This window comes from Streptomyces sp. SLBN-8D4 (assembly GCF_049739545.1).
In the GTDB taxonomy this organism is placed as follows: Bacteria; Actinomycetota; Actinomycetes; order Streptomycetales; family Streptomycetaceae; genus Streptomyces; species Streptomyces canus_C.
Genome location: NZ_JBMGQC010000001.1, coordinates 856840 through 874082, shown reverse-complemented (window position 1 = coordinate 874082; position 17243 = coordinate 856840). Strand labels below are relative to the sequence as shown.

General features: G+C 72.2%; 14 protein-coding genes. 11 read left to right on the top strand and 3 right to left on the bottom strand.

Annotation, left to right across the window (positions count from 1 at the left end):
- Positions 1-11: 11 nt before the first annotated feature.
- Positions 12-1655, bottom strand: coding sequence for an acyl-CoA synthetase (locus RKD20_RS03980; protein ID WP_424876415.1), 1644 nt, complete (start codon positions 1653-1655; stop codon positions 12-14).
- A 177-nt stretch (positions 1656-1832) separates the two neighbouring features.
- Here RKD20_RS03980 and RKD20_RS03975 point away from each other — a divergent pair, with 177 nt between their 5' ends.
- The 10 genes from RKD20_RS03975 (at position 1833) to RKD20_RS03930 (ending at position 12149) form a co-directional block, all read left to right on the top strand.
- Positions 1833-2633 carry a crotonase/enoyl-CoA hydratase family protein gene (locus RKD20_RS03975; protein WP_424876414.1) on the top strand — a complete coding sequence of 267 codons (801 nt, stop codon included), beginning with the start codon at positions 1833-1835 and terminating at the stop codon, positions 2631-2633.
- 130 nt (positions 2634-2763) lie between these two features.
- Positions 2764-3705, top strand: a complete 942-nt coding sequence (locus RKD20_RS03970; protein WP_424876413.1) for a Zn-ribbon domain-containing OB-fold protein — start codon at positions 2764-2766, stop codon at positions 3703-3705.
- Entirely contained in the window at positions 3702-4745 is a 1044-nt protein-coding gene (locus RKD20_RS03965; protein WP_424876412.1) for a thiolase domain-containing protein, read from the top strand. Before RKD20_RS03970 ends, RKD20_RS03965 begins: the two co-directional genes overlap by 4 nt.
- The gene (locus tag RKD20_RS03960) at positions 4742-5908 is read left to right on the top strand and encodes a thiolase domain-containing protein (RefSeq protein WP_424876411.1); all 1167 of its coding nucleotides are present in this window, start codon (positions 4742-4744) and stop codon (positions 5906-5908) included. The genes RKD20_RS03965 and RKD20_RS03960 overlap by 4 nt, the downstream gene beginning before the upstream one ends.
- Positions 5909-6003: 95 nt before the next feature.
- Positions 6004-6246: a DUF397 domain-containing protein gene (locus tag RKD20_RS03955; RefSeq protein WP_028807758.1), complete on the top strand. Its 243-nt coding sequence runs from the start codon at positions 6004-6006 to the stop codon at positions 6244-6246.
- A 154-nt stretch (positions 6247-6400) separates the two neighbouring features.
- On the top strand, positions 6401-7321 hold the full coding sequence (locus tag RKD20_RS03950) for a universal stress protein (RefSeq protein ID WP_424876410.1): 921 nt from the start codon (positions 6401-6403) through the stop codon (positions 7319-7321).
- A gap of 44 nt (positions 7322-7365) precedes the next feature.
- Positions 7366-7845, top strand: coding sequence for a hypothetical protein (locus RKD20_RS03945; RefSeq protein ID WP_424876409.1), 480 nt, complete (start codon positions 7366-7368; stop codon positions 7843-7845).
- Positions 7846-8006: 161 nt separating this feature from the next.
- Positions 8007-10889: a helix-turn-helix transcriptional regulator gene (locus RKD20_RS03940; protein ID WP_424876408.1), complete on the top strand. Its 2883-nt coding sequence runs from the start codon at positions 8007-8009 to the stop codon at positions 10887-10889.
- Between the two features lie 77 nt (positions 10890-10966).
- Positions 10967-11464: a hypothetical protein gene (locus RKD20_RS03935; RefSeq protein WP_424876407.1), complete on the top strand. Its 498-nt coding sequence runs from the start codon at positions 10967-10969 to the stop codon at positions 11462-11464.
- 37 nt (positions 11465-11501) lie between these two features.
- Positions 11502-12149, top strand: coding sequence for a WD40 repeat domain-containing protein (locus tag RKD20_RS03930; RefSeq protein ID WP_424876406.1), 648 nt, complete (start codon positions 11502-11504; stop codon positions 12147-12149).
- Here the strand turns inward: RKD20_RS03930 and RKD20_RS03925 are convergent.
- Together RKD20_RS03925 and RKD20_RS03920 are read right to left on the bottom strand one after the other, a co-directional pair.
- Positions 12125-14101, bottom strand: a complete 1977-nt coding sequence (locus RKD20_RS03925; protein WP_424876405.1) for an N-acetylmuramoyl-L-alanine amidase — start codon at positions 14099-14101, stop codon at positions 12125-12127. The genes RKD20_RS03930 and RKD20_RS03925 overlap by 25 nt on opposite strands.
- Before the next feature lie 268 nt (positions 14102-14369).
- The gene (locus tag RKD20_RS03920; protein WP_424876404.1) at positions 14370-15506 is read right to left on the bottom strand and encodes an aminoglycoside phosphotransferase family protein; all 1137 of its coding nucleotides are present in this window, start codon (positions 15504-15506) and stop codon (positions 14370-14372) included.
- A 243-nt stretch (positions 15507-15749) separates the two neighbouring features.
- On the opposite strand from RKD20_RS03920, the gene RKD20_RS03915 reads away from it, so the two are divergent.
- The gene (locus tag RKD20_RS03915) at positions 15750-17243 is read left to right on the top strand and encodes a hypothetical protein (RefSeq protein WP_424876403.1); all 1494 of its coding nucleotides are present in this window, start codon (positions 15750-15752) and stop codon (positions 17241-17243) included.

The window sequence follows — 17243 nt, the reverse complement described above, 5'->3', positions numbered from 1 at the left end:
GAACGGGACCGTCACCCGTCGGCCGGCGCCGCCGCCACGGCTGCCACCTTCTGCGCCCACCGGTAGTCCGCCTTGCCGCTCGGCGACCGGCGGATGGACTCCGTGATCACCAGCTGGCGCGGCACCTTGTAGCCCGCGAGCCGCGCCCGGCAGTGTGTCTGGAGGTCGTCCAGGGACATCCGCACCGCCCCCGCGCGCAACTGCACGACGGCCGCCACATGGTGCCCCCACTTCACGTCCGGCACCCCGGCCACGAGCGCGTCGTACACATCGGGATGCGCCTTGAGCGCCTGCTCGACCTCCTCGGGGTACACTTTCTCGCCGCCCGTGTTGATGCACTGCGAGCCCCGCCCGAGGACGGTGACGACCCCGTCCTCGTCGACGGTGGCCATGTCGCCGAGCAGCACCCACCGCTCGCCGTCCTTCTCGAAGAAGGTCTCGGCGGTCTTGCGGGGGTCGTTGTAGTAGCCGAGCGGCACATGGCCGCACTGCGCGACCCGGCCCACCTCGCCCACCGCGACGGGCTCGTGGGTCGCGGGATCGACCACCTGGGTACGGGAGTTGACCCGGACCCGGAAGCCGCGTTCGGGGCCGGAGTCCTCCGTGGCCGTGCCGTTGAAGCCGGATTCGGAGGAGCCGAAGTTGTTGAGCAGCATGGCGTTCGGGACGAGTGCCCGGAACTGCCGGCTCACCGTGTCCGACATGATCGCGCCCGACGAGGACACGCTGAACACCGATGACATGTCGATGCCCTTCATCGGGCCCTCCAGCGCGTCGATGAGCGGCCGCAGCATCGCGTCGCCCACCAGCGACATGGCGTTGACCTTCTCCCGCTCGACGGTCCGCAGCACCTCCTCGGGCACGAACTTGCGGTGCAGTACGACCCGTTGGCCGAAGTTGAAGCCGATGAGGGAGGTCAGTGTCGAGGTGCCGTGCATCAGCGGTGGTGTGGGGAAGAAGGTGATCCCCGCCCCGCCCGCGGCGACCCGCTCGGCCAGTTCCTCGGGTCGCTTCACCGGCTCCCCGGTCGGAGCGCCGCCGCCCAACCCGGAGAAGAACAGGTCCTCCTGACGCCACATCACACCCTTGGGCATCCCGGTGGTGCCGCCGGTGTAGATGATGAACTGGTCGTCGGCCGAACGGGCCGGGAACCCCCGCTGGGGCGACCCTGAAGCCTCGGCGTCGGCGAAGTCCACCGCCGACAGTCCGCTCGCCTCCGCCTCCGCCTCCGCCTCCGCGTCCCCGACCCGCACCAGCTGCCGCAGCCGTTCCGTGTGCGGCAGCGCTGCCGCCACCCGGTCCGTGAACTCGACGTCGAAGACCAGCCCCACCAGGTCCGCGTCCCGGTAGAGATAGACCAACTCCTCCTCGACGTAGCGGTAGTTGACGTTGACCGGCACGATCCGGGCCTTCAGGCAACCCAGCAGAGTCTGCACGTACTCGACCCCGTTGTAGAGGTGCAGTCCGACGTGCTCACCGGCGCGTACTCCGCTGTCGAGCAGATGGTGTCCGATGCGGTTGGCCGCGGCGTCCAGTTCCGCGTACGTCAGCCGGCGCTCCGCACCCGTACCGGGAATGTCGAGGTACGCGAGTGCCTCGCGGTCCGGCACCACGTCGACGACCGACTCGAACAGGTCGGCAAGGTTGTACTCCACCGTTCCTCCTGAACTGGTCCCGGCCCGGCGCTGTGACGGCTCGCCGGTCATCAGAGCAAAGGGCGGCGTGACTGTGAAGGGTTCGCGCGAAGAAATCTGACTGTCTGTCAGAAAACCCTTGAAGTGCATCGGCGCCTCCTGCAACCTGTTCTCGTTCCGGCAGAGGGGAGACGGTCGATGGGTGGGACGGAACACCTCGACATCCAGCGCGAGGGCGCCACACTGGTGCTCACGCTCAACAGGCCGGAGGCGAAGAACGCGCTCTCGTTGCCGATGCTGGTCGGCCTGTACGACGGCTGGGTGGAGGCGGACGCGGACGACTCGATCCGCTCAGTCGTCTTCACCGGCGCGGGCGACTCGTTCTGCGCCGGCATGGACCTCAAGGCCCTCGCCGGCAAGGACACCGGTGGCGAGCGGTACCGGGACCGGTTGACCGCCGACCCCGACCTGCACTGGAAGGCGATGCTGCGCCATCACCGCCCCCGCAAACCGGTGATCGCGGCCGTCGAGGGGTACTGCGTGGCGGGCGGCACGGAGATGCTCCAGGGCACCGACATCCGGGTCGCCGGCGAGTCCGCGACCTTCGGCCTCTTCGAGGTGAAACGCGGCCTGTTCCCGATCGGCGGCTCCACGGTCCGGCTGCAACGCCAGATCCCGCGCACCCACGCGCTGGAGATGCTGCTCACCGGACGCCCGTACACCGCACACGAGGCCGCCGGCATCGGCCTGATCGGGCACGTCGTCCCCGACGGCACGGCACGCGCCAAGGCCCTGGAGATCGCCGAACTGATCAATGCCTGCGGTCCATTGGCGGTCGAGGCGGTCAAGGCCTCGGTCTACGAGACCGCCGAGATGACCGAGACCGACGGGCTGGCCGCCGAGCTGAAGCGGGGGTGGCCGATCTTCGACACGGCCGATGCGAAGGAGGGTGCGCGCGCGTTCGCGGAGAAGCGGTCGCCGGAATACAAGCGAGCGTAGTGCTGAACCGGCCCGGTGGCCGCGGGCCGTCCGTGGCTGGTCGCGCCCACGCGGCGGAGCCGCACATGTCACCGCCCCGCGCCCCCAAGGCCCGTCCACCGCACCGACCTCCCAAGGAGGCACGCCCTTCATGCCTGACGTACTCAAAGCTCCCCTGGTCGTCGAGTTTCCCTTCACCCGCTCTCTCGGGCCCGTTCAGAGTGCCTTCCTGACGGGGCTGCGGGAGCGGGTGATCCTCGGGGTGAAAACCCGCGACGGCCGCACCCTGGTTCCGCCCGTCGAGTACGACCCCGTCACCGCCGAGGAGATACGCGACCTCGTCCACGTCGGTGTCACCGGCACCGTGACCACCTGGGCCTGGAACCACGAGCCGCGCCGCGGTCAGCCGCTGGACAGGCCGTTCGCCTGGGTCCTGGTGAAGCTCGACGGTGCCGACACCGCGCTGCTGCACGCGCTCGACGCCCCCGGCCCCGACGCCGTCCGCACCGGCATGCGTGTCCGCGTACGGTGGGCCGAGGAGCGCACCGGCGCCATCACCGACATCGCCTGCTTCGAGCCGTACGACGGGGACGACTCCGAAGTCACCGTTCACGCGGGCGAGTTCGAGGACCCGGTCCACGGGGTCGTCGCCCAGGCCCGTCTCGACTACACCTACTCGCCGGGCCGCGCCCAGACCGCCTACATCAACGCGCTCGCCGAACGCCGGGCCGTCGGCGAGCGCTGCCCGTCCTGCCGCAAGGTGTACGTGCCGCCGAGGGGTGCCTGCCCCACCTGCGGTGTCGCCACGGCGGAGCAGGTGGAAGTGGGCCCGAGCGGCACGGTCACGACCTTCTGCATCGTCAACATCAAGGCGAAGAACCTCGACATCGAAGTGCCGTACGTCTACGCCCACATCGCCCTGGACGGCGCCGACCTCGCGCTGCACGGCCGGATCGGCGGCATCCCGTACGACCAGGTGCGCATGGGCCTCAGGGTCGAGCCGGTATGGACCGAGGGCGGCGGTTATCCGGACCACTACCGGCCGACCGGTGAACCCGACGCGGAGTACGACACCTACAAGGAGCTGCTGTGACCCGTGACATCGCGGTCGTCGCCTTCGCCCAGTCCGACACCCTGCGCTCCTCCGAGGAAGTGTCCGAGGTGGAGATGCTCATGCCGGTCCTGCACGACGTCCTCGCGCAGACCGGCCTGAAGACCGCCGACATCGGCTTCACCTGCTCAGGTTCCTGCGACTACCTCGCCGGGCGTGCCTTCTCCTTCACCCTCGCCCTCGACGGCGTGGGCGCCTGGCCGCCCATCTCCGAGTCGCACGTCGAGACGGACGGGGCGTGGGCGCTGTACGAGGCGTGGACCAAGCTGCTGTCCGGCGACGCCGACACCGCGCTGGTGTACTCCTACGGCAAGTCCTCGCCGGGCTCCCTCCGGGACGTGCTCACGCGGCAGCTCGACCCGTACTACGTCGCCCCGCTGTGGCCCGACTCCGTCGCGCTGGCCGCCCTCCAGGCCCAGGCGCTCATCGACGCGGGTGACACCGACGAGCGCGAGCTGGCGGCGATCGGCGCCCGCAGCCGCGCCACCGACAACCCGCGCGCACAGCTCAAAGGCCCGGTACCGCAAGGGGATTACGTCGTACGACCGCTCCGCACCGGGGACTGCCCGCCCATCGGTGACGGGGCCGCCGCGGTGGTCCTCGCGGCGGGGGAGCGGGCCAGGGATCTGTGCGAGCGTCCGGCGTGGATCCGCGGCATCGACCACCGCATCGAGGCGCACTCGCTCGGCGTCCGCGACCTGACCGACTCGCCCTCCGCGCGCCTGGCCGCCGAGCGGGCCGGCGCCTTCGAACGGCCTGTGGACACCGCCGAGTTGCACGCGCCGTTCAGCTCGCAGGAGGTCGTCCTGCGCAAGGCCCTGCGGCTCGACGACGCCACGCGGGTCAACCCCTCCGGGGGCGCCCTCGCCGCCAACCCGATGATGGCCGCCGGACTCGCCCGCATCGGCGAGGCCGCCGCCGGGATCCACCGGGGGGAGTCCGACCGGGCCCTCGCCCACGCCACCTCCGGGCCATGTCTGCAGCAGAACCTGGTCGCCGTACTCGAAGGGGATCCCCGATGAGCAAGGAGCCCGTGGCCGTCGTAGGCATCGGCCAGACCAAGCACGTCGCGGCCCGCCGGGACGTGTCGATCGCCGGGCTCGTCCGCGAGGCGGCCGTGCGGGCGCTCGACGACGCCGAGTTGACCTGGGCCGATGTCGACGCCGTGGTGATCGGCAAGGCGCCCGACTTCTTCGAGGGCGTCATGATGCCGGAGCTGTACCTGGCCGACGCCCTCGGCGCGGTGGGCAAGCCGATGCTGCGGGTCCACACGGCGGGCAGCGTCGGCGGCTCCACGGCGCTGGTCGCCGCGAACCTGGTCGCGGCCCGGGTGCACTCCACCGTCCTCACCCTCGCCTTCGAGAAGCAGTCCGAGTCCAACGCCATGTGGGGCCTGTCCCTGCCGATCCCCTTCCAGCAGCCCCTGCTGGCCGGGGCCGGCGGCTTCTTCGCGCCGCACGTGCGCGCGTACATGCGGCGCACCGGCGCGCCCGACACGGTCGGCTCCCTGGTGGCGTACAAGGACCGCCGCAACGCGCTCAAGAACCCGTACGCGCATCTGCACGAGCACGACATCACCCTGGAGAAGGTCCAGGCCTCGCCGATGCTCTGGGACCCGATCCGCTACTCGGAGACCTGCCCCTCCTCCGACGGAGCCTGCGCGATGGTGCTCACCGACCGGGCCGGAGCCGCGCGGGCGCCCCGGCCGCCGGCCTGGATGCTGGGTGGCGCCATGCGCAGCGAGCCCACGCTGTTCGCGGGCAAGGACGCCGTGTCGCCGCAGGCGGGCAAGGACTGCGCGGCTGACGTGTACCGGCAGGCCGGGATCGCCGACCCGCGCCGGGACATCGACGCCGTCGAGATGTACGTGCCGTTCTCCTGGTACGAGCCCATGTGGCTGGAGAACCTCGGCTTCGCCGAGGAGGGCGAGGGCTGGAAGCTCACCGAGGCCGGGGTCACCGAGCTGGACGGGGACCTGCCCGTCAACATGTCGGGCGGGGTGCTGTCCACCAATCCGATCGGCGCCTCCGGCATGATCCGCTTCGCCGAGGCCGCCCTCCAGGCCCGTGGACAGGCCGGGGAACACCAGGTGGAGGGCGCCCGCAGGGTGCTCGGGCACGCCTACGGCGGCGGATCCCAGTTCTTCTCCATGTGGCTGGTGGGGTCCGAGCCCCCTGATGCGTGAATCGACTCCCGAAAGGTCCCCCTCACGTGGCCTGTCGGCGGTCGGGGTCGATCGCTAGGCTGGCCGCGGACGACGCAATCGGGAGGAGCACGGACGTGGCCGAGACCACCATCCAGCAGCAGCCGCTCATGGGCTGGGAGAAGCCGGAGCTGGACCTGAGCAACGCCGACTGGCACTCGAGCAGCCGCGGTCGGGGGGATGTCCAGATCGCCTTCGTCGAGGGGTTCATCGCGATGCGCAACAGCGGCCGCCCGGAGAGCCCTTCCTTGATCTTCACCCCCGCGGAGTGGGGCGCGTTCGTGTCAGGGGCGCGGGAAGGAGAGTTCGACCTCACCTGAGGGTGAGCACAGAGGGGGGCGTGAACCGACGGGCCGATCCAGCGGTGTTCCTTCCGTTTTTCCGGACACGCGACCTTGAGCACCTTCCCGGGGCCGACGCCTGAGCGAGGCTGACCCCAGGAAGGCGAGGGTCGTTTCCGGAAGTGAGGAACACATGAGCACCCTGCCGGTGATCGCCGCGGTGGACGGCTCGGACGACAGCCTGCGCGCTCTGGACTGGGCGCTCGACGCGGCCCGCCGGCGTGAGGCGCCGCTGCGCGTGGTGCATGTACGGCAGTACGCCGTCTGGGCGCAGCCCGACGTCCTGGTCGCCGGTGCCCCCGACTCGGACGACGATCCGGTCCTCGACCGGGTACGGACGTATCTGGAAGACCTGCCCGACCCGCCGCGGACGGAGTACCTCGGTGTCGAGGGCGCGCCCGCTGCCGAGCTGCCCGAACTGGGCTCCACGGCCCAGCTCCTGGTGCTCGGCTCCCGGGGCCGGGGCGGGTTCGCCAGTCTGCTGCTCGGCTCCAACGGCATGGCCGCCGCCCGTGACACCGAGTGCCCCGTGGTCGTGGTGCCCCGCTCCGGGCGCGAGGTCGACGGTGAGGCGCCTGCCGGACCCGGCCCGCGCGTGGTCGTCGGCCTGCACGTCGACAGCCCCGACGACGCCACCCTCGACTTCGCCTTCACCGAGGCCGCCCTGCGCGGCGCCCGCCTCCAGGTGGTCGCCACCTACCAGTGGCCTCTGCAGAGCTGGGCGGTACCGGCCGAGCTGGTCCCCCCGATCATCGACCAGGACGCCGTGGCGAACGAGACCCGCGCCCTCGCCGAGGGCTTCCTGGCCCCGCACGGCGCCCGTCACCCCGGGGTCGTGGCCGAGCCGTACGTGCCTGCGGGCGACGCGGCCGGGCATCTGGTCGCGGCCTCCAAGGACGCCGACCTGGTCGTCGTCGGCCGGCACCGGCGCCGCCTGCCGGCGCCGGCCCGCATCCTGGGTTCCGTCACACAGGCCGTCCTGCTGCACGCGGCGAGCCCGGTGGCGGTGGTACCGCCCGGCGCGGTGGAGCCCCAGGACCTCCCGGAGGACTGAGGCCCGCCGGGGCCCGGCCGGTGGATCGGACGGTCGCGACGGCAGTGCGCCCGGGTGACGGATGCCCCGACGCCTGGCATCAGCCGCAGCAGGACACGACCCACAGCGACAACCGTCTCGCCCTCGACCTGGCCCTCACCGTCCGGCACGGCGGACACGGCGGCGTCGCCGACGACCTGAGCGACCTCGCCCGTCCCACCGCCTGGGTCCGGGGGCACGCCGAGCCGTTGCCGGGCGCCTCGGAGCTCGTCGTCGACAAGACGACGACCCGGGCTGCGGTGGTGACCTGCGGGCCGCCGTCCGCGTCCTGTTCGCCCGCGCCGTGCGCCCCGGCGCGCCCAGCCCCGCCGACGCGGCCCGCCGCCTGCCGGTGCCCGAGGCCGTCGCCGCCCAGGACCGACCTCACGGCCGTCCTCGCGCAGGCCGCGATCGCGTTCCTCTCCGGAGCCGACCGGCGACGGCCGCGGGCCTGCCCCGCCCCGCGCTGCGTACGGTCCTTCCACAAACAAGGGGACAGACCGTGACGTCGAAGAGCGTGACGTCGCACGAACAGGTCTTCCAGTCAGGCACGGAGTAGGCCGACACGGGCCCGCCCGGCACCCCCGAGGCGTACGCTGAGGTGCCTGTAGGTCACGGTGTGCGCCCGCTCCCCGCGCGGGTGTGCCGCCGTGACGGGGGGTGCGCCATGATGCAGCGCGGTGTTCGGAGCCGAAGGACTCTCCTGGAGCGGGAGAGTGAACTCGCCACCGTCGACGAGGCGTTGGGTGAGCTCACCGGGCTGCGTCCGGACGGTGCCGAACCGCTCGAGCGCCCCCGCGGAGCGTTGCTCGCCGTCGCCGGACGCCCCGGCATCGGCAAGACCACCCTGCTCACCGAGGTCCGCCGCCGCGCCGCCGCCCGGGGCTGCACCGTCCTGGCCGCCCGCGGCGGCGACCAGGAACAGCGCGTCGCCTTCCACGTCGCCCGGCAACTCCTCCAGCCGCAGTTCGCCGGCGCGGGCGAAGTCGATCTCCGTGCCCAACTGGGCAGTTGGTACGACATCGTCGGCCCCGCACTCGGCCTGTGCGCCCCGACCGACGGAGCGCCGCCCGACCCGCAGGGCCTGCGCGACGGACTCGACTGGGTCCTCACCCACCTCGCCGTCCTGCGCGCCCCGATGGTGCTGGTGCTCGACGACGCCCACTGGGCCGACCCCGAGTCCCTGGGCTGGCTGTCCGCGTTCGCACCCCGGGCCGAGGAACTCCCGATGCTGGTCGTCGTCGCCTACCGGCCCGACGAACTCCCCGAGCACGCCGAGTCGTTCAGGGCATTGCCCGGCCGGGCCGGCGGACGTCCGCTCGACCTGGAACCGCTCAGCGCCGTCGCCGTCGCCCGCCTCGTACGGGAGACGCTCGGCGCCCACGCCGACGACGCGTTCTGCCGGGAGTGCTGGGCCGTCACCGCCGGCAACCCCTTCGAGACGGTCGAACTGACCGCCAAGGTGCACGACCGCGGGGTCGCCCCCACCGAGGACGCCGCCCACCTTCTCCGCGACCTCGCCGCCGCCGTCAAGGGCAGCGGCCTGGTCGCCCGCCTCGAACGCCTCGGTGCCTCGACCGTCCGCTTCGCCTGGGCCTGCGCGGTCCTCGGCACCGAGATCCATCCCCACCTCGCTGCGGCCGTCGCCGGACTCGGCCACGAGGAGGCCGCCGACGCGGCCGACGACCTGCGCGGCGCCCGCATCCTCACCGGCGTCGAATCCCTGGAGTTCGTCCACCCGCTCATCGCCACCGCCGTCTACCGGGCCATCCCGGCCGGCTTCCGCGTCGCGCTGCACGGTCAGGCCGCCTGGTGCGTCGTCGACGGCGGACGGGGACCCGCCGCGGCCGCCCGCCACCTCCTGGAGACCCACCCCGACGGCGACCCCTGGGTCGTGCAGCAACTGCGCGCCGCCGCCGCCGAGACCCTGCGCTCCGGCGCCCCCGACGCGGCCCGCAGCTATCTCGCCCGCGCCCTGCGCGAACCCCCGCCCTTCGAGGACCGCGCCGCCGTCCTGTACGAACTGGGCAGCGCCTCCCTGCTCACCGAACCGGGCACCACGGTCAACCACCTGCGCGCCGCCCTCGAAGAACCCGTCACCGACTCCGCTCTGCGGCACCGCATCGTCTACCGGCTCTCCCAGGTCCTCGCCCACAGCGACCGCCTCGCCGAGGCCTCCGACACCCTCGCCCGCGAGATCGAGGTCACCGGCGACGCCCGCGTCAAGCTGCGCATGGTCGCCGAACAGTTCATGTGGGACGCCTTCCGCGCCGACGAACCCGACCACCCCTCCCGCTCCCGCCGCATGGCGAGGCTCGCAGACCGTCTCACCGGCCGCGACCTCACCGAGCGGTACATCATCGGCCTGCGTACCTGGGACGCCGTCCTGCGGGGCGAACCCGCCCCCACCGCCCTCCACCACGCCGAGCGTGCCCTCGCCGGCGGCCTCGGCTGGGCCGATCCCGACCGCGGCTTCGAGGTGCCCGTCCTGGTCGCCCTCGCCTTCACCTACGCCGACCGGCCCGGCCGCACCGAGGAGCTCTTCGCCGCCGGGATCGCCGACTTCGAACGCCAGGGCTGGCGCGGCGCCCATCTCTCCTTCGCCTACACCCTGCTCGCCTACGTCCGCTTCCGCCGCGGCCGCCTCGCCGAGGCCGAGGACTTCGTCCGCGCCGGGCTGCGGCTGGCCGAGCGCGTCGGTCCGGGCACCCCGGCCCACTGGTACGCCGTGGGCATCCTGATCGAGGTCCTGCTGGCCCGCGGCCGGGTCGAGGAGGCCGCGCAGATCGCCGATGACTACTCCTTCGGGGCCCCCTATCCGGCCGTCGTGGTCTTCCCCGACGCCCAGACCGTGCGCGGCGAGCTGCTGCTGGCCCGCGGCCTGGCGAAGGACGCGGCCGCCGAACTCGCCGCCGCCGGCCGTCGTCTGGAACCGCGCGGCATGCGCAACCCCGCGTGGTGCCCCTGGCAGCTCCACCTGGCCCGCGCCCAGAGCCACGACGCCCCCGAACGGGCGGTCACCACGGCCCTCGAAGCAGTGGCACGGGCCCGGCAGTTCGGGGCCCCGTCCGCCGTGGGCCAGGCACTCCGGCTGGCCGCCGAGGTCTCGCCGGGCTCGGCCCGGGTGAAGCTCCTGGAGGAGTCGGTCACCCATCTGGAACGTTCTCCCGCCGCCTACGAGCTCGCCTGCGCGCTGGTGGCACTGGGCTCGGAACTCCGTCGCGCGGGTCGCGCCCGGGAGGCCGCGGACAACCTCTACCGGGGCCTCGAGACAGCCGTCCAGTGCGGCGCCGACGGCCTGATCGAGACCGCCCGCGACGAACTGATCGCCGCGGGCCTGCGCCCCCGCCGCCTGCACAGCACCGAGACGGACACGCTCACGGCACGCGAACGCACGGCGGCGAGCCTGGCGGCGCGGGGGCACACGGACGGGGAGATCGCGAAGGAACTCGACGCCGACGGCCAGACGGTGACACGCCTGCTGTCGGCCGTCTGCCGCAAGCTCGGAACGGACAGCACCGGCCTTCGAACGCTGAGTGACCGCCCCTAGAGGGCGGCTGGAAAGTGCGACCAGCAGCCACGCACCTGTACCCGCACGACCACGTGAGAGCCCATTACGATGGGCGCATGTCGTTCCTCCGCCGCCGCAGCGCAACCCCCGCCGGTCCAGACTTCGACGTACTGGCCATGGACCCGGGCGACTGGCCCGGCAACCTCGGCGCGGGGCTCCTGCCCGCCCCCGACGGCACCTGCCAGGGCGTTTTTCTGCGCTACGACCTCTTCGGCGGCCGCGGCCCCGCGATGATCATCGGCAACCTCCCCGAGAGCTCCCCGGCCCGAGACGTCCCCGAGGGCCAGGTCCCCTTCGAGGTGGCCCAGCTGCTGATCGCCCTGGAGAACGACGAGGAGGTGACCGTCACCGACACCGAGGACGTGCCGGTGATGCAGGGCGACAACCTCCTGATCGTGCGCCGCCTCAAGCTCTCCGAGAGCCGGATCTCCTGCGTCCAGTTCGACCGCAGCGACAACGTCCTGGTGACCATCGCCGCCTGGGACCGCCCGATCACGGACGACCTGTACGCCCTCCTCAAGCCCCTGCCCGCGGAGCTCTTCCAGCAGGGCTGAACCCTCTTCGACAGCTCCTTGAAGACCCCGGAAGGCCATGTCCCCCGACTCATGGCCTTCCTGGGTGTGGGACCTGGGCAGACGCCGGACCGCCGCCGTCCTGAGGGACACCTCCGGGAACGCGGTCGTGCACCGCGACGGCGACCTCGCCGTCACCACCGGCGGAGAGGCCTACCGGCTCCCCTCCGGCACCCGGCTTCCCGCCACCCGTTTCACCGGTGGCGGCACCGCCCTGGCCTTCAGTCCCGACGGCGGCTACCTGGCCGTCGGTGAGGGTTCCGGCCGGGTCGTGCTGTGGGACGGCCGGCTCAAGCGCCGGCTCGGCGTCCTCGCCGACCCCGAGACCACCACCTACCAGTACGTCTCGGCCCTGGCCTTCGCTCCCGACGCCCGCACCCTCGCCGTCGCCGGCGACGAGGGCACGCTGCAGCTGTGGGACGTCGACTCCCGCCGCCGTGTCGGATCACCGCTGCCGACACCGGGGGACACCGTCCAGGCCCTGACGTTCGGCCCGGACGGGAGCACCCTGCGCGCGGCGGGCCGGCACGCCCCGCCGCAGACCTACCGGATCGGGTCGGCCGACGCCGCCGACACCGTCTGCCGCCGGGCCGGCGGCGGCCTCACCCCCGAGGAGTGGAGCCGTTACCTCCCGGACGTCCCCTACCGGCGCACCTGCCCCGGCTGATGCTGCACCGAGGGCTTCACATCGACGTCAGCGGCCCGCACGAACTCCACCCGGTGGCCGTACTGGATCTCGTAGTACAGATCCTTGCCGACCACGACCTTGTGCGAGTCCGTCGTGAAGGTGACCGCGTAGTAGTACTCACCGGGCACCCGGTCACCGATCACGTACCTCTGGCCCTTGAGCACCTTGTACGGCAGCGGCGACACCGCCTGCGCGGGAACCCCCGTCGGATAGGCGGAGGCCTCGGGGTAGGCCCGGCCGTACACCGGGACGCTGTCGAGGCCCTCCTTCGGCGTCACCACGAGACCGGCGGCGTTCACCGCGGTCGGGTCGCTCGCGGGGTTCCTGAACCAGGCCTTCTGGCCCAGGTACCAGATCGCCGTCCAGTCGCCGTCGCGCCCGGCGACCGCGTACTGCTGGCCCGTGGAGACCCGCGACGACAGGTCGTTGACGTCGATCGTCGGAGCCCTGCCGCCCAGCCCGATGTCCGTGATGAGAGCGGAGCTCTCGTCGGGCGCCGAGTAGAGCCGCACCTCGCTCGAACCGTGGGACGCGCAGGGCTCGCCCTTGGTGACGCAGCCCGTGTACTGCGGCTGGTTGGCGGCGTAGTCGGGCCGGATCGTCACCAGGCCGCCCCACTTGGGGGCGGTGGCTCTGAACGGGTGTCCCAGCAGCTCGAAGTAGTGCCGCCAGTCCCAGTACGGGCCGGGGTCGGTGTGCATGCCGGCGACGGTCGAGGTGGTCGGGCCCGGCACGTTCTCGTGGCCGAGGACGTGCTGCCGGTCCAGCGGGATGCCGTACTTCGCGGAGAGGTACCTCACGAGCCGCGCCGAGGACCGGTACATCGCCTCCGTGTACCAGGCGTCCGGACTGGCCAGGAAGCCCTCGTGCTCCAGGCCGATCGACTTGGCGTTGATGTACCAGTTGCCCGCGTGCCAGGCCACGTCCTTCGCCTTCACATGCTGGGCGATGTGACCGTCGGTCGAGCGCAGGGTGTAGTTCCACGACACATAGGTCGGATCCTGCACCAGGTTGAGGACCCCCTCCCAGGAACCCTCCGTGTCATGGATGACGATGTACTTGATGCTCTGCGAGGCCGGACGGTCGCCCAGGTCGTGGTTGCCGTAGTCGTTGTCCCCGAACTCCGCGTACGGCGCCGGGATCCACTCGCAGGACACCGTCTTCGGGCACTCGGTGTCGCCGGCGCCGAGCTTCCTGAGGCCCGTCCGGGCGAGTTGCGCGGTGTCGGGGGCGAGGTTCGGCCGACCGGCCAGGGCGACCTGCTGACCGGCGTCCGTGGTGCGTTCCTCGCCGGTGCGCAGCACGTCGAAGACGTCGTTCGCGTACGCCGCCGCGGTCGCGCTGTCGTCCGCCCCGGAGAAGCGGGCCACCGCGCCGTACCAGTCCGCGGGGTCCTGGCTCAGCGGCTCACCCAGCTCCTGCTGGGCGGCGGCCAGCAGCGCGGCGCCGCCGGCGACGTTCGCCGCGGGGTCGGTGCGCAGGTCCCGTGCGCTCAGGCCGGTCAGCTCGGCGGCCTTCGGCAGGGTTTCCAGGCGGGCCGGGAGCCCGGCGGGCTGCGGGATCCTCGTGTCGGGCAGCAGGGCGGTGCGGGCGCTGTCGCCGCGCGCGTCCTCCGTGCCCTCGCTGTGGTGCGGCGCCGAGGCGAGGGCGGTGCGGGCGTCGGTCAGGTGCATCGGGCCGTAGCCCCCGGTCACGCTCGGCGCGCCGGCGTGCGTGTCCCAGCGGGACTGGAGGTACGAGACGCCCAGCAGGACACTCTGCGGCACGTGGTACTCGGCGGCCGCGGTGGCGAAGGCGCGCTGGAGACCGGCCGAGGAGTCCTCGGCCGCCGACGGGGCCGCGCCGAGCAGGGGCAGCAGCAGGGCGGTGCCGGCCAACGTGCCGACCACCCGCCGGGTGGCTCTGTTGGGGTCGGTGGCGGATCCTCGCAATGCAGCCTCCAGAGACGATCGGGCGCGATGAGCCGAGCGGGGCCGGACGTGCGTCAGTGCTACCGGCTTGTCGACGATCCGTCAATCATGCCCAGAGGCAGGGGATTTCCCATGTCAATGCGGGGTTACGGGAGTTTCGTGGCGCACGCCCGCGGGCCTGCGGGGCGTCAGTGGGCTACACCATTGACCGGCACCCACGAAGGTGCCGCGGACATACGAAGGTCCGCGGCACGCCGCTCCACAGGGCGCACCGCGGACCTCCGTCCCCTCAGCGAGTGCCGACCGCCGCGCGTACGGCCCGACGGGCCAGCTGGCAGTCGTCGTGCAGCCGCCTCAGCAGCAGCCGCTGTTCCTCGCCGGACGGCGCAGCACCCGGGTGGGCAGCGCCCGGTGCCGCCGGGGTCGAGTCGTGCATCGAACGCTGCACGGCCGTTTCATAGGTGCGGATCTCGCGGGTCAGCACGAGCATCAGGTTCACCAGGAAGGCGTCCCGCGAGGCCGGGCCCGCCGACTGGGCGATCTGGCTGATCTGACGGCGCGCCACGGGGGCGTCACCGAGGACCGACCACAGCGTCGCCAGGTCGTAGCCCGGCAGATACCAGCCCGCGTGCTCCCAGTCCACCAGCACTGGACCGGCCGGTGAGAGCAGGATGTTCGAGAGCAGTGCGTCGCCGTGGCAGAACTGGCCCATGCCCTGCCGGCCCGCGGAGTGCGCGATGCCGTGCAGCAGCTTCTGGAGGTCGCCCATGTCCCGGTCGGTCAGCAGCCCCAGCTCGTGGTAGCGGGAGATGCGGGCCGCGTAGTCGAGCGGGGCGTCGAAGGTGCCCGCCGGAGGCCGCCAGGCGTTGAGCCGGCACACCGCGCCCAGCGCCGCCCTGATGTCCGCGCGCGGCGGGGCCTCCGCCGGATGCCGGTGCAGCGCCGCGACCCGGCCGGGCATCCGCTCGATGACCAGGGTGCAGTTGTCCGGGTCCGCCGCGATCAGCCGCGGCACGCGCACCGGGGGCCGGTGCCGGACGAACGAGCGGTAGGCGGCTATTTCGTGCCGGATCCGCTCGGCCCATACAGGGGAGTGGTCGAGTAAACACTTGGCGACGGCCGTGCTGCGTCCCGTCGTACCGACCAGGAGCACGGAGCGTCCGCTGCGGCGCAGCACCTGCACCGGGGCGAACTCCGGGCAGATCCGGTGCACCGACGCGATCGCCGTGCGCAGCTGGGCGCCCTGGGGGCCGGACAAGTCGAGTCTCCCGCTGAGCGGTTGGGTGCCGAGCCCCGGAACGCGCCGTGCCCTGCCCGTACCCGGTACGGGGGCCGTCGGCCGCGCGGGGTCGAGGTAGGGGCCACCGCCCGGGCGGAGACGCGGCGACCGGGGCGGGGCGGACACGGAGGACGATGCTGCGTACATGGGCGAGACAGATCCCTTCGTGTGCCTGCTGTGCCTGGAGAAGCAGTGCGCCGCCCGACCCGGATCACCGGGTGCACCCTGGGGAATGTCCCTGTGCGGTCCGGGTCGGGGTGGCGCGTTCCTACCTCAGCGCATATGCCCCGTGGCACACCATCTGGCGCACCCTGGCGAACCCTGGCGAATAGTCCCGGAGCAACTGACACGGGGCTACTGTCAACTCAGCCGAGAACCTGGGGGCTTGACGTGAGCGGACAACCCAACGCCCGACTTTCGGACCTGTTCGGCCTGGCCGGCTGGTCCAAGGGTGAACTCGCGAGGCTGGTCAACCGGCAGGCGGCGGCCATGGGCCATCCCCAGCTGTCGACCGACACCTCCCGGGTGCGGCGCTGGATCGACATGGGAGAGATCCCGCGCGATCCCGTGCCGCGGGTGCTGGCAGCTCTGTTCACCGAGCGTCTCGGCCGTGTCGTGACCATCGAGGACCTCGGTCTGGTCCGGCACGGGCGTACGGGAAAACGGCAGGGCGACGGGAGCGCGGAACATCCCGACGGCATGCCGTGGGCGCCCGACCGAACCGCTGCGGTCCTCACCGAATTCACGGGAATGGACCTCATGCTCAACCGACGCGGCTTGGTGGGCGCGGGTGCCGCGCTCACCGCGGGATCCGTACTCAGCAGCGCCATGCACGACTGGCTGCACACCGATCCGGCCCTCACCGCCGATGCCCCCCAGTTCGACGACCCCCTGCACGCCGACCCCGCTGGGTTCGACCGTTACGAGGCCGCCCCCATCGGGTCGCAGGAGATCGAGGAACTGGAGCGCTCGGTCGAGGTGTTCCGGGCCTGGGACGCGGCCCGCGGGGGCGGGCTGCAGCGCAAGGCGGTGGTGGGCCAGCTCAACGAGGTGGGCGGCATGCTCGCCTACCGCCACCCCGACCATCTCCAGCGGCGCCTGTGGGGCGTCGCCGCCAACCTGGCCGTCCTCGCGGGCTGGATGTCCCACGACGTAGGCCTCGAACCCACGGCCCAGAAGTACTTCGTGATCGCCGCCCACGCGGCCCGGGAGGGCGGTGACCGGCCCCGCGCCGGCGAGGCGCTCTCCCGGGCGGCCCGCCAGATGGTGCACCTGGGCCGGCCCGACGACGCGCTCGACCTGATGAAGCTCGCCCGGTCCGGCTCGGGCGAACAGGTGCTGCCCCGCACCCGGGCGATGCTCTACACCATCGAGGCCTGGGCACAGGCGTCCATGGGCAAGGGCCAGGCGATGCGCCGCACCCTCGGTCAGGCGGAGGACCTCTTCGTCTCCGACAAGAGCGACGTGCCGTCACCGAGCTGGATGCAGACCTTCAAGGAGGAGGACCTGTACGGCATGCAGGCCCTGGCCTACCGCACGCTGGCGGAGCACGATCCGAGTGCGGCCGCGCACGCCCAGCACTACGCGGAGAAGGCCCTCGCCCTGCGGGTCGACGGACGTCAGCGGTCGAAGATCTTCGACTTCCTGTCCATGGCCTCGGCCTGCTTCATCGCCGACGACCCCGAACAGGCGGACCGCTACGCGCGGTTGGCGCTGGTCTCGATGGGCTCCAACTCCTCCCACCGCACCTGGGACCGGCTGCGTCAGATGTACCGGCTCACCGCCGAGTACTCCGGTTACCCGAAGATCAACGAACTGCGCGAGGAGATCAGGCTGGCGCTGCCGAAGCCGAAGGGAAGGGGTGGCAACAGCACACGGGCGTGA

Bases quoted from the DNA above. Each gene is read 5' to 3' on its own strand.
- RKD20_RS03950 (WP_424876410.1), top strand. From the start codon at position 6,401: ATGAGCACCCTGCCGGTGATCGCCGCGGTGGACGGCTCGGACGACAGC.
- RKD20_RS03960 (WP_424876411.1), top strand. From the start codon at position 4,742: ATGAGCAAGGAGCCCGTGGCCGTCGTAGGCATCGGCCAGACCAAGCAC.
- RKD20_RS03975 (WP_424876414.1), top strand. From the start codon at position 1,833: ATGGGTGGGACGGAACACCTCGACATCCAGCGCGAGGGCGCCACACTG.
- RKD20_RS03935 (WP_424876407.1), top strand. From the start codon at position 10,967: ATGTCGTTCCTCCGCCGCCGCAGCGCAACCCCCGCCGGTCCAGACTTC.
- RKD20_RS03970 (WP_424876413.1), top strand. From the start codon at position 2,764: ATGCCTGACGTACTCAAAGCTCCCCTGGTCGTCGAGTTTCCCTTCACC.
- RKD20_RS03930 (WP_424876406.1), top strand. From the start codon at position 11,502: ATGTCCCCCGACTCATGGCCTTCCTGGGTGTGGGACCTGGGCAGACGC.
- RKD20_RS03920 (WP_424876404.1), bottom strand. From the start codon at position 15,506: ATGTACGCAGCATCGTCCTCCGTGTCCGCCCCGCCCCGGTCGCCGCGT.
- RKD20_RS03940 (WP_424876408.1), top strand. From the start codon at position 8,007: ATGATGCAGCGCGGTGTTCGGAGCCGAAGGACTCTCCTGGAGCGGGAG.